Raw genomic sequence first — 24,404 nt, forward strand, 5'->3', positions numbered from 1 at the left:
GGAGAAATCGATGAACACCCGCGGTGACAAGGCGGTCGAAGCGCTCCGGGCCTCGCTCAAGGAGGTCGAGCGGCTGCGCCGGCAGAACCGGGAGATCCAGGCGGCGGCCCGCGAGCCGATCGCGATCGTCGCGCTGGGCTGCCGGCTGCCCGGCGGCGTGACCGGTCCGGACGACCTGTGGAAGCTGGTCGCGGACGGCACCGACGCGATCGGCGGGTTCCCGACCGACCGCGGCTGGGAGGAGTCCTTCCCCGGCAGCCGCTCCTACGCCCGCCGGGGCGGCTTCCTCGGCGACGCGACCGAGTTCGACGCCGAGCTGTTCGGCATCAACCCGCGCGAGGCCCTGGCGATGGACCCGCAGCAGCGGCTGCTGCTGGAGGTCGCCTGGGAGACCTTCGAACGCGCGGGCATCGATCCGCACTCCGTGGCCGGCACGGCGACCGGCGTCTTCGTCGGCGCCTCCCCGTCCGGCTACGACGGCGCCGGCCGACTGCCGGAGAACACCGCCGGCTACCACCTGACCGGCACCGCGAACGGCGTGCTCTCCGGCCGGCTCTCGTACGTGTTCGGGCTGGAGGGCCCGGCCGTCACGGTGGACACCGCCTGCTCCTCCTCGCTGGTGGCGCTGCACCTGGCCGTCCAGTCGCTGCGCCAGGGCGAGTGCGGCCTGGCCCTGGTCGGCGGCGTCGCGGTGATCAGCACCCCGGCGGCCTTCGCCGAGTTCGGCAAGCAGGGCGGCCTGGCCGCCGACGGCCGCTGCAAGTCCTTCGCGGCGGCGGCGGACGGCACCGGCTGGTCCGAGGGCGTCGGCGTCCTGCTGCTGGAGCGGCTCTCCGACGCGCGCCGCAACGGGCACGAGGTCCTGGCCGTGGTGCGGGGCAGCGCGGTCAACCAGGACGGCGCGTCCAACGGTCTGACGGCACCCAACGGCCCTTCGCAGGAGCGGGTGATCCGGCAGGCGCTGGCCAACGCCCGCCTGGAGGCCGCCGACGTCGACGCGGTCGAGGCGCACGGCACCGGCACCCGGCTCGGCGACCCGATCGAGGCCGAGGCGCTGCAGACCGTCTACGGCCGGGGCCGCACGGCCGACCGGCCGCTGCTGCTCGGCTCGCTGAAGTCCAACATCGGCCACACCCAGGCCGCCGCCGGCGCGGTCGGCGTGATCAAGAGCGTGCTGGCGCTGCGCAACGGCGTGCTGCCCGCCACCCTGCACGTGGACGCGCCGACCCCGCACGTCGAGTGGACGGGCGGCGGCGTCGAGCTGCTGACCGAGGCCCGGTCCTGGCCGCAGGCCGAGCGGACCCGGCGGATCGGTGTCTCCGCGTTCGGTGTCGGCGGCACCAACGCCCATGTGCTCATCGAGGAGAGCCCGGTCGGCGCCGAGCCGCAGCCGCAGCCGGAGGCGCCCGCGCGGGGCACCGGCCCGGTGGCGTGGCCGGTGTCGGCACAGACCGCGCAGGCCCTGCGGGGCCAGGCGGCGCGGCTGGCCGGATGGCTCGGGCCGGACGTGGACGCGGGCGACGCGGCGTGGTCACTGGCGACGACCCGGGCCGGGCTGGCGCACCGTGCGGTGGTGCTCGGCGACGGCCGGGCGGCGCTGCTGGAGGGCCTGGGCGCGCTGGCGGCGGGCGAGCCGTCGGCGCGGGTGGTCTCGGGTGTCGCGGTGGAGGGGCGGACGGCGTTCCTGTTCACGGGGCAGGGTGCGCAGCGGGCCGGCATGGGCCGAGGCTTGTACGAGGCTTTTCCGGTGTTCGCCGAGGCCTTCGACGCGGTGTGCGCGGAGCTGGACCGGCTGCTGGAGCGGTCGGTGCGCGAGGTCGTCTTCGCGGGCATCGAGGATCTGGACCGTACGGTCTGGGCGCAGGCGGGGCTGTTCGCGGTCGAGGTAGCCTCGTTCCGGCTGCTCGAATCCTGGGGCGTGCTGCCGGACTTCCTGCTCGGGCACTCGATCGGTGAGGTGGCGGCGGCGCACTGCGCGGGCGTCCTCTCGCTGGCGGACGCGTGTGCCCTGGTGGCGGCGCGCGGTCGGTTGATGCAGGCGCTCCCGAGCGGCGGGGCGATGCTGGCGGTCGAGGCCACCGAGGCCGAGGTGCGGGCGGAGATCGGCGAGCGGCTGGACGTCGCCGCCGTCAACGGTCCTGCCTCGGTGGTGGTTTCGGGTCTGACGGAAACCGTCGAGGAGTTCGCGGCGCGCTGGTCGGCCGAGGGCCGCAAGACCCGTCGCCTGAGCGTCTCGCACGCGTTCCACTCGGTGCTGATGGAGCCGATGCTCGCCGAATTCGCCTCTGTCCTGGAGGAGTTGACCTTCGCCGAGCCGCAGCTGCCGCTCGTCTCCAACCTGACCGGCGAGATCGCCGAGCCCGGGCTGCTCACCACGCCCGGCTACTGGCTGCGCCAGGTCCGTGAGGCCGTCCGCTTCGCCGACGGCGTCCAGGCCCTGGGCCGCCAGGGCGTCACCCGCTACGTCGAGTTGGGCCCGGACGCCGTGCTGTCGGGCCTGGCCGGGCAGCAGGCCGCGGACGGTGTGTTCGCCCCGCTGATGCGCCGCGACCGCTCCGAGTCCGAGACCGCGCTGACCGCGCTCGCCGCCCTGTGGACCACCGGCGCCGAACTCGACTGGCGGTCCGTGCTGCCGGAGGGCCGCCGGCTCGACCTGCCGACCTACGCCTTCCAGCGCGAGCGCTACTGGCCCGACGCCCCGCTCGACGCGCCCGGCTCGGCCGAGGACGCCCGGTTCTGGGCGGCCGTGGAGCGTGCGGACGTCCCGGAGCTGGCCGCCACGCTGCGGCTGTCGGACACCCCGGAGGTCCTGGACGGCGTCGTTCCGGCGCTCTCCGCGTGGCGTCGCTCGCGCCGGCAGGAGGCGGTGGTCGACTCCTGGCGCTACCGGGTGGAGTGGAAGCCGCTGACGCTGCCGGACACCGCCGGCCTGAGCGGCACCTGGCTGCTCGTCATCGCGGACGGGCACACCGTTGGCGAGCACGCGCCCGCCGAGGACGTGGCCGCCGAGCACGCGCCCGCCGAGGACGTGGCCGCCGCCCTGCTGGCCGCCGGCGCGCAGGTCACCCGACTGGCGCTGACCGGGGACCGCCCCGCCCTCGCCGGCCGCCTGGCCGCCGAGGACTTCGACGGCGTGGTGTTCGTGGCGGGTTCGACCGCCGCGGGCCTGCCGGTGCCCGCCGACCTCGCCGCCCTCCTGCTGCTGTTCCAGGCCCTCGGCGACGCGGGCTCGCGGGCTCCGCTCTGGTGCCTGACCCGGGGCGCCGTGTCGACCGGGGACGAGGACGAGGACCGGTCGCGGACGCCCGAGCAGTCGCTGCTGTGGGGCCTCGGCCGGGTCGCCGCGCTGGAACACCCCGGCCGCTGGGGCGGGTTGATCGACCTGCCGCCGGCCGTCACCGCCGAGGACGGCCCTCGACTGGCGGCCCTGCTCGCGGGCGCGGGCGGCGAGGACCAGCTGGCCCTGCGCGGGGCGCGGGTGCTCGGCCGCCGGGTGGTCCGGGCGCCGCTGACCGGGGCGCCGGCGGGGGAGTGGACCACCGACGGCACCGTCCTGATCACCGGGGGCACGGGCGCCCTCGGCGGGGACGTCGCGCGCTGGCTGGCCGGCCGGGGCGTGCCGCACCTGCTGCTGACCAGCCGCCGGGGCCCGGCCGCGCCGGGGGCGGACGAGCTGGTGGCCGAACTGACCGCGCTGGGCGCCCGGGTGACCGTCGCCGCCTGCGACGTGACCGACCGGGAGTCGCTGGCCGGCCTGCTGGCCGGGATCCCGGCCGAGCACCCGCTGCGCGGTGTGGTGCACACCGCCGGGGTCGGCGCGCCCGGCCCGCTGATGGAGACCGGTGCCGAGGCCGTCGCCGAGGTGATCGGCGGCAAGGCCGCCGGGGCCGCGCTCCTGGACGAACTGACCGACGGCCTCGACCTGTTCGTGGTCTTCTCCTCGATCGCCGCGGTCTGGGGCAGCGGCGGCCAGGGCGCCTACGCGGCCGGGAACGCGTTCCTGGACGCGCTGGTGGAGGACCGGCGGGCCCGCGGTCTGGCCGGGACCTCGGTCGCCTGGGGTCCGTGGGCCGAGGCCGGCATGGCCGCGGACTCCGACTTCGAGGACTTCCTGCGCCGCCGCGGCCTGTCCGCGCTGGACCGCACTGCGGCGATCGGGGCGCTGGCCGGGATCGTCGACCGGGACGAGGGCTGCGTGGCCGTCGCGGACGTCGACTGGGAGCGGTTCGGACCGGCCTTCGTCTCCGGCCGGCCCAGCCCGCTGCTGGCCGCCCTGGTCGACCAGGCGGCACCCGCCGCGGGCACCGGCCCGTCCGCCGTCTCCTCGGAGCTGCGGGACTCACTCGCCGCCGCGCCCGAGGGCGAGCGCTCGCGGCTGCTGCTGGAGGTGGTCCGGGACCGCACCGCGCTGGTGCTGGGACGCCCGACGACCGAGGCGGTCGAGCCGCGCCGGGCCTTCCGCGACCTGGGCTTCGACTCGCTGACCGCCGTGGAGCTGCGCAACCGGCTCGGCGCGGAGACCGGCCTGAAGCTGGCGGCGACGCTGGTCTTCGACCACCCGACGCCGGCCGCGCTGACCGAGTACCTGCTCGGCGAGCTGTTCGACACGGCCGAGCAGGCCCCGGCGCCGCGTCCGGTGGTGGCCGTGGCGGACGACGAGCCGATCGCGATCGTCGGCATGAGCTGCCGCTACCCGGGCGGTGTCCGTTCGGCCGAGCAGCTGTGGGCGATGGTCACCGAGGGCCGGGACGGCGTCACCGGCTTCCCCACCGACCGCGGCTGGCCCGAGGGCGGCGGTTATGTGCGCCGCGGCGGCTTCGTCGAGGGCGCGACCGACTTCGACGCCGGCATGTTCGGCATCTCGCCGCGCGAGGCCCTCGCGATGGACCCGCAGCAGCGGCTGCTGCTGGAGACGGTCTGGGAGGCGTTCGAGAACGCCGGCATCGACCCGTACTCCCTCGCGCACTCGTCCACCGGCGTGGTGATCGGCGCCTCCGCCTCCGGCTACGGCCTCGGCATGGAGATGCCCGCCAACGTCGAGGGCCACCTGCTCACCGGCACCGTCAGCAGCGTGCTGTCGGGCCGGATCGCGTACACCTTCGGCCTGGAGGGCCCCGCGGTCACCGTGGACACGGCCTGCTCCTCCTCGCTGGTGGCCCTGCACCTGGCGGCGCAGGCGCTGCGCCGCGGCGAGTGCGAGCTGGCCCTGGCCGGCGGTGTCGCCGTGATGGTCTCCCCGGGCGTGTTCGCCGAGTTCGACAAGCAGAACGGCCTGGCGGCCGACGGCCGGTGCAAGGCCTTCGCGGCCGCCGCCGACGGCACCTCCTGGGCGGAGGGCGTCGGCATCGTCGTCCTGGAGCGGCTGTCGACCGCCCGCCGCAACGGGCACCAGGTGCTCGCGGTGGTCCGGGGCAGCGCGATCAACCAGGACGGCGCCTCCAACGGCCTCGCCGCGCCCAACGGCCCGGCCCAGCAGCGGGTGATCCGGCAGGCGCTGGCCAACGCCGGGCTGTCGGCCGCCGAGGTGGACGCGGTCGAGGCGCACGGCACCGGGACGAAGCTGGGCGACCCGATCGAGGCCCAGGCGCTGCTGGCGACCTACGGCCGGGAGCGGGCCGGCGAGCCGCTCTGGCTCGGTTCGGTGAAGACCAACATCGGCCACGCCCAGGCCGCCGCCGGCGTGGCCGGCGTGATCAAGATGGTGCAGGCGCTGCGGCACGGCCTGCTGCCCGCCACGCTGCACGTGGACCAGCCGTCCCCGCACGTGGACTGGTCGGCCGGCGCGGTGGAACTGCTCACCGAGGCGCGGCCGTGGCCCGCCGCGGACCGTCCGCGCCGCGCGGGCGTCTCCTCCTTCGGCATCAGCGGCACCAACGCCCACATCATCCTGGAGTCCGTCCCGGCCGAGGTGGCCGCGGAGTCCGCGGCCACCGAGGGCCCGCAGCCCTGGCTGCTGTCGGGCCGCACCCCGGCCGCGCTCACCGCGCAGGCCGAGCGGCTGCGGGAGTTCGCGGCCGGGCACCCGGACCTCGCGGTGCCGGACGTGGCCCGCTCGCTGCTCTCCCGGGCCGCCCTGGAGCACCGCGCCGTGGTGCTCGGCGCGGAGCGGGCCGCCCTGCTGGCCGGCCTGGGCACCCTAGACGGCGAGGGCGTGGTGAAGGGCCGGGCCGTCCCCGGTGACGTGGCGTTCGTCTTCCCCGGCCAGGGCTCCCAGTGGCTCGGCATGGCGCGCGAACTCGCCGCCGCCGTCCCGGTGTTCGCCGAGCGGCTGGCCGCGTGCGGGGCGGCGCTCGCCCCGTACACGGACTGGTCGCTGACCGAGGCCCTGGACGACGAGGAGCTGCTGTCCCGGGTGGACGTGGTCCAGCCGGTGCTGTGGGCGGTGATGGTGTCGCTGGCGGAGGTGTGGCGGGCGCACGGCGTCCAGCCCTCGGCGGTGGTCGGGCACTCGCAGGGTGAGATCGCCGCGGCGGTGGTCGCGGGTGCGCTGTCCGTGGAGGACGGGGCCCGGGTGGTCGCGCTGCGCAGCCGGGCGCTGATCGAACTCGCCGGTGACGGCGGGATGGTGTCGGTGGCCGCCGGGAGTGCGGTGGTCGAGGAGCTGATCGCTTCCTTCGACGGCCGGGTGTCGGTGGCGGCGTTCAACGGGCCTTCGTCCACGGTGGTTTCCGGTGAGCCGGGCGCGTTGGACGAGCTGATGGCGCTGTGTGAGGCGAGCGGGGTGCGGGCCCGGCGGATTCCGGTGGACTACGCCTCGCACTCGGTCCAGGTGGAGCGGGTGCGTGAGCGGGTGCTGGCGGACCTGGCGGGGATCAGTCCGACGACCTCCCGGGTTCCGCTGTACTCGACGCTGACCGGCGAGCCGATCGACACCGCGCGGATGGACGCCGGGTACTGGTACGACAACCTGCGGTCCACCGTCCTGTTCGAGCAGGCCACCCGCGCCCTGCTGGCCGACGGCCGCACGGTGTTCGTCGAGTGCAGCCCCCACCCGGTGCTGACCGTCGGCGTGCTGGAGACCGCCGACGCCGTCGGCGCCGACGCGGCCGCGCTGGGCACGCTGCGGCGCGGCCAGGGCGGCCCCGGGCAGCTGCTGGCGGCGCTGGCCGAGGCCTGGACCGCGGGCGCGCCCGTCGACTTCACCCCGGTCGTGCCCGCGGGCCGCCGGGTCGAGCTGCCCACCTACGCCTTCCAGCGCGAGCGGTACTGGCCGCGGGCCCTGGTCGCCGCCGGCGACCTGAGCACGGTCGGCCAGGTCGTCACCGAGCACGCCCTGCTGGGCGCCGCCGTCCCGCTGCCCGGCGGGGCCCTGGTCCTGACCGGGCGGCTGAGCACGGCCGGCCACGGCTGGCTGGCCGACCACGCGGTGCACGGCGACGTGCTGGTGCCGGGCACCGCCTTCGTCGAGATGGCGCTGACCGCCGGCGAGCAGGCCGGCTGCGCCGTGCTGTCTGAACTGGTGCTGCGGGCACCGCTGGTGCTGGCCGCCGGGGGCGGCGTCGCGGTCCAGGTGAACGTGGGCGCCGCCGACGGCACCGGCGGCCGCGCCTTCGAGGTGTACTCCCGCCCGGACGCCGCCGGCACCGAGCTGGTCTGCCACGCCGCCGGCGTCCTCGCCCCGGCCGCCACCGCCCCGCAGGACGGGCCCGACCTCGCGGTCTGGCCGCCGGTCGGGGCCACGCCGGTCGAGGTCGAAGGCTTCTACCCGGCGATGGCGGCGGCCGGCTACGGCTACGGCCCCGCCTTCCAGGGGCTGCGCGCCGCCTGGCGGGACGGCGACCGGGTCTACGCCGAGGTCGCCCTGCCGCAGGACGTCCAGGCCGACGGCTTCGGCGTTCACCCCGCGCTGCTGGACGCCGCCCTGCACGCCATCGCCCTCGCCGCCGACCCCGACGCCGGCACGAGGCTGCCGTTCTCCTTCGACGGCGTCCACCTCCGGGCCACCGGGGCCACCGTGCTCCGGGTGGCGATGACCGTCCGTCCGGAGGGCGTCGCGCTGCACGCCGCCGACCCCACCGGCGCACCGGTGATCGGCATCGCCTCGCTGACCCTGCGCGAGGTCGCCGCCGCGGCGCTGCGGCGGGCCGGCGAACGCGCCGTCCACGAGGCCCTGTTCACCGTCGACTGGACCCCGCTGACGCGGCAGGTCCCGGCCCGGCCCGACACCTCGGGCTGGCGGGGAATCGACGCCGTCGAGGCCGGCGCGACGCCTCCGGTGGTCGTGCTGACCGTGCCGTCCGCCGAGTCCGCCGAGTCCGCCGAGTCCGCCGCGTCCGACGGCGGGACGGCCCGGGCCGTGCGCCGGGCCACCACCGAAGTCCTGCGCACCGTCCAGGAGTTCCTGGCCGCCGACCGCTTCGCCGACACCCGGCTGGTGGTCCTCACCCGCGGCGCCGTCCCGGCCGCCCCCGGGCAGCCGGTGACCGACCTGGCCGGCGCGGCCGTGTGGGGCCTGCTGCGCGCCGCGCAGTCGGAGCACCCCGGCCGGCTGCTGCTGGTGGACCGCGACCCGGCCGGCGAGGACGCCGACTGGCAGGCCTGGGCCACCGTCGAGGACGAGCCGCAGCTCGCCCTGCGCGCGGGCGGGGCCCGCGTCCCCCGGCTCGTCCGGCAGGGCGCCGCCGACGACCTCACCGCCCCCGACGGGCCCGGCGCCTGGCGCCTGGACGTCACCGAGGAAGGCACCCTGGAGAACCTCGCCCTGGTGCCCGCCGCCGAGGCCGACGCCCCGCTCGGCACCCGCGAGGTGCGGGTCGCCGTCCGCGCGGCCGGGGTGAACTTCCGTGACGTGCTGCTCGCGCTCGGCATGTACCCCGACCGGGCCGTGATGGGCGCCGAGGCCGCCGGCGTGGTGGCCGAGGTCGGCGCGGACGTCACCGATCTGTCCGTCGGCGACCGGGTGTTCGGCCACTTCGACGGCGGCGGCCTCGCCAACCGGGCGGTCACCGACCGGCGGCTGCTGGCCCGGATCCCGTCGGGCTGGTCCTTCGCGGAGGCCGCCTCGATGCCGGTGGCCTTCCTGACGGCCTACTACGGTCTGGTCGATGTGGCCGGTGCGCGGCCGGGTGAGTCGGTGCTGGTGCACGCGGCGGCCGGTGGTGTCGGCATGGCCGCCGTCCAACTGGCCCGTCATCTGGGCCTGGAGGTGTTCGGCACCGCCGGCCCCGGCAAGTGGGGGGTGCTGCGTTCGGCCGGACTGGACGACGCCCACCTGGCCTCCTCGCGTGACCTCGGCTTCGAGGCGTCCTTCCGTACGGCCACCGGTGGGCGCGGGGTGGACATCGTGCTGAACTCGCTGGCCGGCGAGTTCGTGGACGCCTCGCTGCGGCTGCTCGCGGAGGGCGGGCGCTTCGCCGACATGGGCAAGGCCGACCCGCGCGACCCCGAGCGGGTCGCCGCCGACCACGCGGGTGCGCGCTACCGGGCGTTCAATCCCGCCGAGGCGGGCCCGGAGCGCGTCCGGGAGATCACGGCGGAGGTCCTCTCCCTGTTCGAGTCGGGTGCGCTGCGGCTGCTGCCGATCACCGCCTGGGACGTCCGTGAGGCGCCCGCCGTGTTCCGGCACATCAGCCAGGCCAAGCACGTCGGCAAGAACGTGGTGACCGTGCCGGTGCCGCTCGATCCCGAGGGCACCGTGCTGATCACCGGCGGCACCGGCACCCTGGGCGGTCTGCTGGCCCGCCACCTGGTGGCCGAGCGCGGCGTGCGGCACCTGCTGCTGCTCAGCCGGCGCGGCGCCGACAGCCCGGGCGCGGCCGAACTGGTCGCGGAGCTGGGCGACTTGGGCGCCGAGGCGACGGTCGCGGCCTGCGACGCCGCCGACCGCGAGGCGCTGGCCGCGGTCCTCGCCGCGATCCCCGCCGAACACCCGCTCACCGGCGTGGTGCACGCGGCCGGCACCCTGGACGACGGCGTGTTCGACGCGATGACCCCCGAACGGGTCGAGGCCGTCCTGCGGCCCAAGGTCGACGCCGCCGTCAACCTGCACGAACTCACCCTCGGCACCGACCTCGCCCTGTTCGTGCTCTACTCCTCGGCCTCGGCCACCTTCGGCACCGGCGGCCAGGCCAACTACGCGGCCGCCAACGCCTTCCTGGACGCCCTCGCCTCCCACCGGCGCGCACTCGGGCTGCCCGCGCAGGCGCTCGCCTGGGGCCTGTGGCAGGAAGCCAGCGAGATGACCCGGCACCTGAACCCGGGAACCGAGGCGCGGACCGACAAGCTCGGTACGGCCCTGGAGAGCGGGCAGGGGCTCGCCCTCTTCGACGCGGCCACCGCCCTGCCCGCCCCGCACCTGGTGCCGGTCGCCCTGGACCGCACCGGCGGCGGCGAGGTCCCGGCCCTGCTGCGCGGCCTGATCCGGCCCACCGTGCGCCGCGCCGCCGAGCGGGAGGCCGGCGACACCGGCACCCTGGCCGGTCGGCTGCGCAACGCCTCCGCGAGCCGGCGCCGGCAGATCCTGCTCGACCTGGTCCGCGGCAACGCCGTCACCGTGCTCGGCCACACCGACGCCGAGTCGATCGGCGCCCGGCAGGCCTTCCGCGACCTCGGCTTCGACTCGCTGACCGCCGTCGAGCTGCGCAACCGGCTCAACGCCGCGACCGGCCTGCGGCTGCCCGCCACCACGGTGTTCGACCACCCCAACCCGACCGCGCTCGCCGACCACCTGGCCACCAGGCTGCTGGGCGAGAGCGCACCGGCCCCCGCCGTCGCCGCACCGGCGCCGACGGCCGGGCCGGACGAGCCGATCGCGATCGTCGGCATGGCCTGCCGCCTGCCCGGCGGCGTGGCCTCCCCGGCCGACCTCTGGCGGCTGGTGGCCGCCGGGGAGGACGGCACCGCCGCCTTCCCGACCGACCGCGGCTGGCCCCTCGACGTGGTGCACGGCCAGGCCGCCCGCGGTGGGTTCGTCGACGGCGCCACCGAGTTCGACGCCGGACTGTTCGGGATCTCGCCGCGCGAGGCGCTGGCGATGGACCCGCAGCAGCGCCTGCTGCTGGAGACCGCCTGGGAGGCCTTCGAGGACGCCGGCATCGTCGCCGCCGACCTCGGCAGCCGGTCCACCGGCGTCTTCGTCGGCGCGGCGGCGTCCCACTACGGCCTCGGCATGCAGATCCCGGACAGCGCGCTCGGCCACCTGATGACCGGCAGCGCGACCAGCATCGCCTCCGGCCGGCTGGCCTACGTGTTCGGTCTTGAGGGCCCGGCCGTCACGGTGGACACCGCCTGTTCCTCCTCGCTGGTCGCCCTGCACCTCGCGGTGCAGGCGCTGCGGACGGGCGACTGCGACCTGGCGCTGGCCGGTGGTGTGACCACCCTCGCCACGCCGGGCGTGATCACGGAGTTCGACCGCCAGGGCGGGCTGGCCTCGGACGGCCGCTGCAAGGCCTTCGCGGCCGAGGCCGACGGCACCGGGATGTCCGAGGGCGTCGGCCTGCTGCTGGTCGAGCGGCTGGCGGACGCGCGCCGCAACGGGCACCAGGTGCTCGGCATCGTCCGGGGGAGCGCCGTCAACCAGGACGGCGCGTCCAACGGTCTGACGGCGCCGAACGGTCCCTCGCAGGAGCGGGTGATCCGGCAGGCGCTGGCCAACGCCCGCCTGGAGGCCGCCGAGGTGGACGCGGTGGAGGCGCACGGGACGGGCACCCGGCTGGGTGACCCGATCGAGGCGCAGGCCCTGCTGGCCACCTACGGCCAGGACCGTGAACTCCCGCTGCTGCTGGGCTCGGTGAAGTCCAACATCGGCCACACCCAGGCGGCGGCCGGCGTGGCGGGTGTCATCAAGATGGTGCAGGCGATGCGGCACGGTGTGCTGCCCGCGACCCTGCACGTGGACGAGCCGACGCCGCAGGTGGACTGGTCGACGGGTGCGGTGGAGCTGCTCACCGAGGCCCGGCCGTGGCCCGAGGCGGACCGTCCGCGCCGGGCCGGTGTCTCGTCCTTCGGGATCAGCGGCACCAACGCCCATGTGGTGCTGGAGCAGGCGCCGGTCGAGGACGCGGCGCCGCTGGAGGAGGCCGCCGGGCCGCTGCCGTGGGTGGTGTCGGCGCAGAGTGCCGGCGCCTTGAAGGCCCAGGCGGCGCGGCTGGCCGAGGAGTTGGAGTCCGGCGCCCGTCCGCAGGACGTGGCGTGGTCGCTGGCGACCGGGCGGGCCGGGCTGGCCCACCGTGCGGTGGTGCTCGGCGGTGACCGGGCGGCCCTGCTGGACGGCCTGGCCGCGCTGGCGGACGGCCGCCCCTCGGGCGGGGTCGTCACCGGTGTCGCCGCCGAGGGCCGGACGGCGTTCCTGTTCACGGGGCAGGGCGCCCAACGGGTCGGCATGGGACGCGGGTTGTACGAGGCGTTCCCGGCGTTCGCGGCGGCCTTCGACGCGGTCTGCGCGGAGCTGGACGGAAAGCTCGGACGGTCGGTGCGCGAGGTCGTCTTCGCGGGCGCCGAGGACCTGGACCGTACGGTGTGGGCGCAGGCCGGTCTGTTCGCGGTCGAGGTGGCGTCCTTCCGGCTGCTGGAGTCCTGGGGCGTGGTTCCGGACGTGCTGCTCGGGCACTCGATCGGCGAGGTGGCGGCCGCCCATGTGGCGGGCGTCCTCTCGCTGGCGGACGCCTGCGCCCTGGTCGCGGCGCGCGGCCGCCTGATGGACGCGCTGCCGAGCGGTGGCGCGATGCTCGCGGTACAGGCCGGCGAGGCCGAGGTCCGCGAGGCGATCGGCGAGCGGCTGGACGTCGCCGCCGTCAACGGGCCCACCTCGCTGGTGGTTTCGGGACCGTCCGAGGTCGTCGAGGAGTTCGCGGACCGCTGGAAGGCCGAGGGCCGCAAGACCCGCCGCCTGACGGTCTCGCACGCCTTCCACTCGGCCCTGATGGAGCCGATGCTCGCCGAATTCGCCGCCGTACTGGCCGACTTGACCTTCGTCGAGCCCGACATCCCGGTCGTCTCCAACCTGACCGGCGAGATCGCCGAGCCCGGGCTGCTCACCACGCCCGACTACTGGGTGCGTCAGGTCCGCGAGGCCGTCCGCTTCGCCGACGGCGTGGACGCCCTGGGCCGTGAGGGCGTCGGCCGGCTCGTCGAGCTCGGCCCGGACGGCGTACTGACCGCACTCGCCGCCCAGAGCGCCCCCGACCCGGTCGGCGTGCCGCTGCTGCGCAAGGACCGGGACGACCACGAGAGCGCCCTGGCCGCCCTGGCCGGGCTCTGGGCGACGGGTACCGCGATCGACTGGTCCGTGGTGCTGCCCGCCGGCCGTCGCGTCGCCCTGCCGACGTACGCCTTCCAGCGCGAGCGCTACTGGCCCGAGGCGGTCCAGCCGACGAGCGCTGCGGCCGACCCGGCCGAGGCCCGGTTCTGGGCGGCGGTCGAACGCGAGGACCTGGAGGGCCTCGCCGACACCCTGGACGTCGACCGGGCGCCCGAAGGCCTGGACTCCGTCCTGCCGGTGCTCACCGCCTGGCGGCGGTCGCGCCGCCAGGACGCGGCGATCGGCTCCTGGCGCTACCGGCTGGTCTGGAAGCCGCTCACCGGGTTCACCGGGGCCGGCCTCTCCGGGACGTGGCTGCTGGCCGCGCCCACCGGCTCCGAGACCGGGGCCGTGTTGGCTGCCGCGCTGCGCGAGGCCGGCGCCGAGGTGCTCCCGTTCGACGTGGACGCCGTCCCGGCCGAGGCCCCCGAGGCCGCCGGGGTCATCGCGCTGCTCCCCCCGGACGCCCCGGTGTCCGGCGCGGTCGGGCTGCTGCGGGCGCTGGGCGAGGCGGGAATCGACGCCCCGCTCTGGCTGGTCACCAGCGGCGCCGTCTCGATCGGCCGCTCCGACCCGCTGCGGGATCCGGTCCAGGCCGAACTCTGGGGCCTGGGCCGGGTCGCGGCGCTGGAGCACCCGCAGCGCTGGGGCGGTCTGCTCGACCTCCCGGCCGTCCTCGACCCGCAGTCGGCCAAGCGTGCCGTCGCCGTCCTCGGCGGCGGCTCCGGCGAGGACCAGGTGGCCGTGCGCGGCGCCGGGGCGTACGGCTGCCGCCTGACCCGGGCCGCCTCCGACGCCGCGCCCGCCGCGCCGTGGACGCCGTCCGGTCCGGTCCTGGTCACCGGCGGAACCGGCGCGCTGGGCGCGGAGACGGCCCGCTGGCTGGCCGGGCGCGGGGTGCCGAAGCTGGTGCTGACCAGCCGTCGGGGCGCGGACACGCCGGGCACCGCCGAGCTGGTCGCCGAGCTGACCGAGGCGGGCGCCGAGGTCGTGGTGGCCGCCTGCGCGACCACCGACCGGGAGGCGCTGGCCGCGCTGCTCGCCGAGCACCGGCCGACCGGCGTGGTGCACGCGGCCGGGGTCGGCCAGGGCGCCGTGCCGCTGGCGGACACCGACGAGGCGGAGATCGCCCGGGTGCTCGACGGCAAGGCCGGCGGCGCCGACCTGCTGGACGAGCTGACGGCCGGTCTGGAGCTCGATCTGTTCGTGGTCTTCTCCTCGGTCGCGGCGACCTGGGGCAGTGGCGGTCAGGGCGTCTACGCGGCGGCCAACGCCCACCTGGACGCCCTGGTGCAGCGGCGCCGTGCGCGCGGTCTGAAGGGCACCTCGGTGGCCTGGGGCCCGTGGGCCGGTGAGGGCATGGCCGCCCAGGGGGAGGCCGCCGAGCAGCTGCGCCGCCGTGGCCTGGCCACGATGGAGCCGGGGCTGGCGGTGTCCGCGCTGGCGCGGGCGGTGGACGGCGACGAGGTCTGCGTGACCGTCGCGGACGTGGACTGGCAGCTGTTCGCGCCGGCCTTCACCGTGGTCCGTGGCAGTCGGCTGCTGGCGGAGCTGCCGGAGGCCGTCGGCGCGCAGGCGCCGGTGGTTGAGGGCCTGGAGCGGTCCTCGGAGTTCCGGGAGCGGCTGGCCGAGGCCGCGGCGGGGCGCCGGGAGCGGATGCTGGTGGACCTGGTCCGGTCCTGCGCGGCCGCCGTCCTCGGGCACGCTTCGGCGGAGGCCGTGGACGCGGGGCAGGCGTTCCGGGACCTCGGCTTCGACTCGCTGACGGCGGTGGCCCTGCGCAACCTGCTGGTGAAGGAGACCGGGCTCTCCCTGTCGGCCACGCTGGTGTTCGACTATCCGACGCCGCTGGCGCTGGCGGGCCGACTGGCCGAGGACCTGCTGGAATCGGTGCCCGAGGCGGCGGCCGAGGTGTCCCGCGCGGCGGTGTCCGCCACCGAGGACCCGGTCGTGATCGTGGGCATGAGCGCCCGCTACCCGGGCGGGGTGCGGTCGGCGGCCGGGCTGTGGGAGCTGGTGGCCGCCGGGACGGACGGGGTCACCGGCTTCCCGGCCGACCGCGGCTGGTCGGCCGAGGGCATCGCCGCCGCCGCGGCGCGCGGTGGCTTCCTGGAGGGCGTCACGGAGTTCGACGCCGGGCTGTTCGCGATCTCCCCGCGCGAGGCACTGGCGATGGACCCGCAGCAGCGGATCCTGCTGGAGGCCTCCTGGGAGGCCTTCGAGTCCGCCGGAATCGACCCGCGCTCGGTGCGCGGCCGGCAGATCGGCGTCTTCGTCGGTGCCTCCAACTCCGGCTACAACGCGGTCGGCGGCCTGGAGGAGGCGAAGAGCCACGTCCTGGCGGGCTCGGCGAACAGCGTGATCTCCGGCCGGGTGTCGTACGTGTTCGGGCTGGAGGGCCCGGCCGTCACCGTGGACACGGCCTGCTCCTCCTCGCTGGTGGCCCTGCACTGGGCCGCGCAGGCCCTGCGCGAGGGCGACTGCGAGACGGCGCTGGTCGGCGGTGTGACGGTGATGGTGTCCTCGGCCGCCTTCGCCGAGTTCGACCGCCAGGGCGGGCTGTCCTCGGACGGCCGCTGCCGGTCCTTCGCGGCCGGCGCGGACGGTACGGGCTGGGGCGAGGGCGTCGGCGTCCTGCTGGTCGAGCGACTCTCCACCGCCCGCCGCAACGGCCACCAGGTGCTGGCCGTGCTGCGCGGCAGCGCCGTCAACCAGGACGGCGCCTCCAACGGGCTCACCGCCCCGAACGGTCCGGCCCAGCAGCGGGTGATCCGGCAGGCCCTGGCGAGCGCCGGGCTGTCGGCCGCCGAGGTCGACGCCGTCGAGGCGCACGGCACCGGCACCACGCTGGGCGACCCGATCGAGGCCCAGGCCCTGCTGGCCACCTACGGCCAGGACCGCCCCGCCGACCAGCCGCTCTGGCTGGGCTCGATCAAGTCCAACATCGGCCACACCCAGGCCGCCGCCGGCGTCGCGGGCGTGATCAAGATGGTGCAGGCGATGCGCCACGGCGTACTGCCCGCCACCCTCCACGTGGACCAGCCCACCGCCGAGGTGGACTGGTCGGCCGGCGCGGTGGAACTGCTCACCGAGGCGCGCCCCTGGCCCGAGCTGGACCGTCCGCGCCGCGCGGGCGTCTCCTCCTTCGGCATCAGCGGCACCAACGCCCACGTCATCCTGGAGAGCGTGCCGCCGGCCCCGGTGGAGGAGCCGAAGGCGGCACCGGTGCTGCCCGTCTGGGCCGTCTCGGCGAGGACGGCCGAGGGCCTGCGCGCCCAGGCGGCGCGCCTGCGGGCGTTCGCCGAGGCCGGTGCGGACGTCCGGGACGTCGCCTGGTCGCTGGCCGGCACCCGGGCGGCGCTCGACCACCGGGCCGTGGTCGTCGGCGCGGACCACGCCGAACTCCTGCGCGGCCTGGCCGCGTTGGCGGGTGACGCGCCCGACGCCGCGGTGGTCCGCGGCGCGGTCGCCGACCGCCGGACCGCCTTCCTGTTCACCGGCCAGGGCTCGCAGTACGCCGCCATGGGGCGCGGGCTGTACGAGACCTTCCCGGTGTTCGCGGAGGCCTTCGACGCGGTCCGCGCGGAGCTGGACCTCCGGCTCGACCGACCGCTCACCGATGCGGTGTTCGAGGGCATCGGCATCGACCGTACGGTCTGGGCCCAGGCCGGGCTGTTCGCCGTCGAGGTGGCCTCGTTCCGACTGCTGGAGTCCTGGGGCGTGGTCCCGGACTTCCTGCTCGGCCACTCGATCGGTGAGATCGCGGCGGCGCACGTCGCCGGGGTGTTCTCGCTGGCGGACGCGTGTGCCCTGGTGGCGGCGCGCGGGCGGCTGATGGAGGCGCTGCCCGAGGGCGGCGCGATGCTGGCGGTCGAGGCCTCCGAGGCCGAGGTGCGGGCCGAGATCGGCGAGCGGCTGGACGTCGCCGCCGTCAACGGCCCTGCCGCGATGGTGGTTTCGGGTCCGACCGAGGTGGTCGAGGAGTTCGCGGCGCGCTGGCGCTCCGAGGGCCGCAAGACCCGCCGCCTGACCGTCTCGCACGCCTTCCACTCGGCGCTGATGGAGCCGATGCTCGCCGAATTCGCCGCCGTGCTCGGCGGGTTGACGTTCGCCGAGCCGCTGATCCCGGTCGTCTCCAACCTGACCGGCGAACTCGCCGGGCCCGGACAGCTGTCCACCCCGGAGTACTGGGTGCGCCAGGTCCGCGAGGCCGTCCGCTTCGCCGACGGCGTCGAGGCCCTGCACCGCCAGGGCGTCACCCGCTTCGCCGAGCTCGGCCCGGACGGCGTGCTCTGCGCGCTGGCGCAGCAGAGCGTCGCGGACGGCGTGTTCGCGCCGCTGCTGCGCAAGGGCCGGGAGGACTCCCGGACCGCGCTGCGGGCGCTGGCCCGGCTCTGGGCGGACGGCGCCGAGGCCTACTGGGCCGCGGTGCTGCCCGAGGGCCGGCGGGTGGAGCTGCCGACGTACGCCTTCCAGCGGCAGCGGTTCTGGCCGCAGGCCGGTGCCGCCGAGTCCTCGGCGTCCGCCGGCGACGCGGTGGAGGCCAGGTTCTGGGACGCGGTGGAGCGCGAGGACTTCGGCGATCTGGCCGAACTCCTGGATACCCCGGACCCGGCCGAACTGCTCGGCGCGGCCCTGCCGCTGCTCTCCACGTGGCGGCAGCGGCGCAAGGTCGACTCGGTGGTGGACTCCTGGCGCTACCTCACGACCTGGCGCCCGCTCGCCGGCCCGGCCTCCGCGCCGGCGCTGACCGGACGGTGGCTGCTGGTCGTCCCGACGTCGGACGCCGCGCGGCAGCCGGCCGAGGAGGTGGCGGCGGCGATCCGCGCGGCGGGCGCCGAGGTGGTCCGCTTCGAACCCGCCGGCACCGACCGGGCGGCCCTGGCCGCTCAGCTCGCCGAGGCGGCCCCGGGCACCTTCGCCGGCGTGCTGTCGCTGGCCGCGTTCGCCGGGGAGCCGGCCCCGGACTCGGCGCTGACGCCGGGCCTGGAGCTCACCCTGGCCCTGTTCCAGGCGCTCGGCGACGCGGGCGTCACCGCCCCGTACTGGGCGCTGACCGGGCACGCGGTGTCCGTCGGCCGCTCGGACCGGGCCGCCGACGCCGGACAGGCGCAGGTCTGGGGCCTGGGCCGGGTCGCGGCGCTGGAGTCCCCCGACCGCTGGGGCGGTCTGATCGACCTTCCGGCCACGCTGGACGCCCGGGCGGGCTCCCGGCTGGCCTCGGTGCTGGCCGGCGACGGCGAGGACCAGGTGGCCGTGCGCGGCTCCGGCACCTACGGGCGCCGGCTGGTCCGGGCGACGGCCGGTGACGGTGCGCCGTCCTGGTCGCCCGCCGCCCCGGGGACCGTCCTGGTCACCGGCGGGACGGGCGCGCTGGGCGCCACGGTCGCCCGCTGGCTGGCCGACCACGGCGTGGCCCGGGTGGTGCTGACGGGCCGTCGCGGGACGGCCGCGCCGGGCACGGCGGAGCTGGTCGCGGAGCTCGCGGAGCGCGGCACCGAAGCCGTGGTCGCCGCCTGCGACGTGACCGACCGGGCGGCCCTGGCCCGGGTGCTCGCCGAGGTGCCGGCCGACCGCCCGCTGACCGGGGTGGTGCACGCCGCCGGTGTGCTGGACGACGGCGCGCTGGACGCGCTCACGCCGGAGCGGCTGAGCACGGTGCTGGCCGCGAAGGCGGCCGGCCTGGTCGCCCTGGACGAGCTGACGCGGGGCCACGAGCTGGAGTTCTTCCTCGCCTTCTCCTCGCTGGCGGGCATCGTCGGCAGCGCGGGCCAGGGCAACTACGCCGCCGCCAACGCCTTCGTGGACGCCTGGATGGAGGGGCGGCGCGAGCGCGGCCTGCCGGGCGTCTCGGTGGCCTGGGGCCCGTGGGCGAACGAGGGCATGGCGGCCGATCCGGCGCTGGTGCAGCGGCTGCGGCGCGGCGGCCTGCCGCCGATGGACCCGGCGCTCGCCGTCACCGCCCTCACCCGGGCGATCGGCCACGACGGGGCCGGCCTGGTGGTCGCCGACGTCGACTGGTCGCTGTTCGCGGCCGGCGTGGGCGGGCCGCGGCCCAGCGCCCTGCTGGCCGACCTGCCGGAGGCCGCCGGGGCCACGGAGAGCACCCGCGGCGCCGGACCGGCCGAGGAACTGCGGGCCGAGCTGGCGGCGGCGCCGGAGACCAGGCGCCCCGGGCTGCTGCTGGACGCCGTACGGTCCTGGGCCGCGGCGGTGCTCGGCCACGGTTCGCCGGACGCGGTCGGCACCGAGCAGGCGTTCCGCGACCTCGGGTTCGACTCGGTGACGGCGGTGGAGTTCCGGAACCTGGCGAGCGCCCGGACGGGGCTGGCGCTGCCGGCCACCCTGGTCTTCGACCGGCCGACCCCGGCCGCCCTGGCGCGCCACCTCGCCGAGCAGCTGTTCGGCACGGCCGGGCCGGCCGTGGCCGTCGAGGCGACGGACGGCGCCCGGGCCGAGGACGAGCCGATCGTGATCGTCGGCATGGCCTGCCGCTTCCCGGGCGCCGGCTCGCCGGACGCGCTCTGGGAGCTGCTGGCCGACGGCGTCGACGCGATGACGGGCATCCCGACCGACCGCGGCTGGGAGGCCGGCTGGACGGGCGTGGACGCGGCCGCCCGGGGCGGATTCCTGGCGGACGTGGCCGAGTTCGACGCCGGGCTGTTCGGGATCTCGCCGCGCGAGGCGCTGGCGATGGACCCGCAGCAGCGCCTGCTGCTGGAGGCCTCCTGGGAGGCCTTCGAGTCCGCCGGAGTGGACCCGCGGGCGATGCGCGGCCGGCCGGTCGGCGTCTTCGCCGGCACCAACGGCCAGGACTACCCGCTGGTGCTCGCGGCCTCGGAGGAGGACGTGGACGGCCACGTGGCCACCGGCAACGCCGCCTCCGTGCTCTCCGGCCGGGTGGCGTACGCCTTCGGGCTCGAAGGCCCGGCGATGACGGTGGACACCGCCTGCTCCTCCTCGCTGGTCGCCCTGCACCTCGCGGCCCAGGCGCTGCGCCGCGGCGAGTGCGAACTGGCCTTCGCGGGCGGCGTCTCGGTGATGTCGACCCCGGTGGTGTTCGCGGAGTTCGACCGGCAGGGCGGGCTGGCGGCCGACGGCCGCTGCAAGGCCTTCTCGGCGGACGCCGACGGCACGGGCTGGGGCGAGGGCGTGGGCGTGCTGCTGCTGGAGCGGCTCTCCGACGCCCGCCGCAACGGGCACCGGGTGCTGGCGGTGGTGCGGGGGAGCGCGGTCAACCAGGACGGCGCCTCCAACGGCCTCACCGCGCCGAACGGTCCCTCGCAGGAGCGGGTGATCCGGCAGGCCCTGGCGGACGCCGGGCTGTCGGTCGGCGACGTGGACGTGGTCGAGGCGCACGGCACCGGCACCCGGCTCGGCGACCCGATCGAGGCCCAGGCGCTGCTCGCGACCTACGGTCAGGATCGCGAACTCCCGCTGCTGCTGGGATCGGTGAAGTCCAACCTCGGGCACACCCAGGCCGCCGCCGGCGTCGCCGGGGTGATCAAGACGGTGCTCGCCCTGCGGCACGGCATCGTGCCGCCGACCCTGCACGTCGGCGAGCCGACCCCGCAGGTGGACTGGTCGGCGGGCGCCGTGGAGCTGGTGACGGAGCGCCGGCCCTGGCCCGCCGTGGACCGGCCGGCCCGGGCGGGTGTCTCCTCGTTCGGGATCAGCGGCACCAACGCCCACGTCATCCTGGAGGCCGCCCCCGTGCCGGACACGGTGGAGGCCCCGGCCGCCACCGCGGCCGCCACTCCGGCGGAAGCCCTGCCCTGGCTGCTGTCCGGGCGTTCGGCCGGGGCGCTCGCCGCCCAGGCCGAGCGGCTGCGCTCCTTCGTGGCGCGGCAGGGTGGGCTGCGGCCGCAGGACGTGGCCCGGTCGCTGCTCTCCCGCGCCGGGCTGGAGCACCGCGCCGTGGTCCTCGGCGCCGACCGGGACGCCCCGCTGGGCGCCCTGGCCGCGGGCCGGCCGTCCGGCGCCGTGGTGTCGGGCGTCGCGGCCGCGGGCCGTACGGCGTTCCTGTTCACGGGGCAGGGCGCGCAGCGGGCGGGCATGGCCCGGGGGCTGTACGAGGCGTTCCCGGTGTTCGCGGACGCCTTCGACGCGGTCTGCGGGGAACTGGACCTGCGCCTGGACCGGCCGGTCCGGGAGGTGGTGTTCGAGGGCGTGGAGGATCCGGACCGTACGGTGTGGGCGCAGGCCGGGCTGTTCGCGGTCGAGGTGGCGTCGTTCCGGCTGCTCGAAGCCTGGGGCGTGGTGCCGGACTTCCTGCTCGGGCACTCGATCGGTGAGGTGGCGGCCGCCCATGTGGCGGGTGTGTTCTCGCTGGCGGACGCGTGCGCCCTGGTGGCGGCGCGCGGCCGACTGATGCAGGCGCTGCCCGAGGGCGGCGCGATGCTGGCGGTCGAGGCCTCCGAGGCCGAGGTGCGGGCGGAGATCGGCGAGCGGCTGGACGTCGCCGCCGTCAACGGCCCTGCCGCGCTGGTGGTTTCGGGTCCGACCGAGGTCGTCGAGGAGTTCGCGGGCCGCTGGAAGGCCGAGGGTCGCAAGACCCGTCGCCTGACCGTCTCGCACGCCTTCCACTCGGCCCTGATGGAGCCGATGCTCGCCGAATTCGCCGCCGTCCTGGGTGACTTGACCTTCGCCGAGCCGCGCATCCCGGTCGTCTCCAACCTGACCGGTGAACTCGCCGGGCCCGGGCTGATGTCCACTCCGGAGTACTGGGTGCGCCAGGTCCGCGAGGCCGTCCGCTTCGCCGACGGGGTGGAGGCCCTGCACCGCCAGGGCGTCACCCGCTTCGCCGAGCTCGGCCCGGACGGCGTGCTCTGCGCGCTGGCGCAGCAGAGCGTCGCGGACGGCGTGTTCGCGCCGCTGCTGCGCAAGGGCCGCGAGGATCGGGGCACCGCCCTGGAGGCGCTCGCCCGGCTCTGGACGGCGGGCGCCGAGGCCGACTGGTCGGCCGTGCTGCCGGAAGGCCGCCCGGTGGACCTGCCGACGTACGCCTTCCAGCGGGACCGGTACTGGCCGCGGTTGCCGCTCGCGGCGGCCGGCCGGGCCTCCGGTGCCGCACCGGTCCTGGAGGACTGCCTCTACCGGATCGACTGGAAGCCGGTCGAGGTCTCCCCGGCGAGCCTCGACGGCGGCTGGCTGGTGGTCACCGACACCGAGGACGAGGGCGTGCTCGCGGACGCCCTCCTCGCGCGGCTGCCCGCCGACACCGCCCCGGTCCGACTCGCCATCGGCGAGCTCGACCGGAGCCAACTGGCGGACCGGCTGCGCGCGCTGGCCGAGAAGGCACGCGGGATCGCCTACCTGCCCACCGGGCTGACCGGCAGCCTCGCCCTCCTGCACGCCCTCGGCGACGCGGAGCTGGAGGCGCCGCTGTGGACGGTCACCCGGGGCGCGGTGGCCGTGGACGCCTCGGACCGGGTCACCCACCCCGAGCAGGCGCAGCTGTGGGGCTTCGGCCAGGCGGCCGCGCTGGAGCACCCGCGGAGCTGGGGCGGGCTGGTCGACCTGCCCGCCGAGCCGGACTCCGGCACCCTCGCGGCGCTCGCGGCGGTGCTCGGCGGGGCCACCGGGGAGGACCAGCTCGCCCTGCGCGGCGGGCGGGTCCTTGCCCGCCGGCTGGCCCGCACCGATGCGGGAGCGGCGCCGGCGGAGCCCTGGCGTCCGTCGAAGCCCGGCACGGTGCTGGTCACCGGCGGCACCGGAGCGCTGGGCGCGGTCGTCGCCCGCTGGCTGGTCGACCGGGGCGTCACCGATCTGGTCCTCACCAGCCGGCGCGGCTCCCGCACCCCGGGCGCCGAGGAGCTGACCGCCGAACTGACGGCGGCCGGCGCCCGGGTGACGGTGGCCGAGTGCGACGCCGCCGACCGGGAGGCGCTGGCGGCGACGCTGGCCGCCGTCCCGGCCGACCGCCCGCTGCTGGGGGTGGTGCACGCGGCCGGTGTCGCCCAGGCGGCGACGCTCGCGCAGACCGGCGTCGAGGACATCGCGAGGATCACCGGCGGCAAGGTCGACGGCGCCGCCCACCTCGACGAGCTCACCGCGGAGGCGGACCTGGAGCTGTTCCTGGTCTTCTCCTCCATCGCCGCCACCTGGGGCAGCGGTGGGCAGGCGCTCTACGCGGCGGGCAACGCCTACCTGGACGCCCTGGTCAGGAACCGGCGGGACCGCGGTCTGGCCGGGACGTCGGTCGCCTGGGGCCCGTGGGCGGGCGCCGGGATGGCGGCCGACGGGGCGGAGGAGTACCTGCGCCGCCGCGGACTGACGCCGCTCGACCCGCAGTTCGCGCTCTCCGCCCTGGCGGCGGCCGTGGACGGCGGCGCGAGCGCGCTGACCGTAGCCGACGTGGACTGGGCCCGGTTCGCGCCCGCCTTCACCTCGGGCCGGCCGAGCCCGCTGCTGGGCGAACTGCCCGAGGCGGCCGAGGCCCTGGCCCCGGCCGGCGCACCGGCGGCGGAGCACGGCGGGGCGGAGAGCTCTACGGACGGTGGCGCGCTGCGCTCCCGGCTGGCCGGGCTGGACGCCAAGGAGCGGACGGCCGTCCTCCTGGAACTGGTCCGGGACGTGCTGGTCGAGGTGCTCCGCTACTCCGCGGCCGAACAGATCGACGAGACCAGGCCGTTCCGCGACCTCGGCTTCGACTCGCTGACGGCCGTGGAGTTCCGCAACCGGCTGGCGCGGGAGTGCGGTGTGCCGCTCCCGGCGACGATCGTCTTCGACCACCCGACCCCCGTCGCCCTGGCGGACCACCTGCACGGTGTGCTGCCGGGCGGTGCCGAGTCGGCCACGGACGTCGAGCCGCTGCTTGGGATGCTCGACGGGCTGGAGGCGGCGATGGCCGTCGACGCGCTGGACGAGCTCTCCCGTTCCCGGGTGACGGTGCGCCTCCAGGCCTTCCTGGCCCGGTGGTCCGCCGGGGCCCCGGCCGAGGAGGACACCATCGCCGACCTCCTCGACGCCGCGGACGACGAGGAACTGCTCAACCTGGTCCGGGAGGAGCTGGGCAACAGCGACCTGGGCTGAGCGCCCCGCGCCCCGGGACGGGCCCTCGGGCCTCAGGGCGGTCCGAAAGCCCGTCCCGGGACGCGCCGGAAGGCGGTACCACCGAGTCGATCGGCGGTACCGCCTTCCGCACGTGCCCGCCGGTGCCGGCGGT

General features: G+C 76.8%; 1 protein-coding gene. It reads left to right on the top strand.

The annotated features are described in order from the left end of the window. Positions 1-10: 10 nt before the first annotated feature. Complete coding sequence (locus ACFWP2_RS28255) at positions 11-24,271, top strand: type I polyketide synthase (RefSeq protein WP_380456487.1); 24,261 nt, start codon at positions 11-13, stop codon at positions 24,269-24,271. Positions 24,272-24,404: the final 133 nt, after the last annotated feature.

It is taken from the genome of Kitasatospora sp. NPDC058444, from assembly GCF_042721415.1.
Lineage (GTDB): Bacteria > Actinomycetota > Actinomycetes > Streptomycetales > Streptomycetaceae > Kitasatospora.

Excerpts from the sequence above, each read along its gene's own strand:
- ACFWP2_RS28255 (WP_380456487.1), top strand. The coding sequence starts at position 11 with ATGAACACCCGCGGTGACAAGGCGGTCGAAGCGCTCCGGGCCTCGCTC.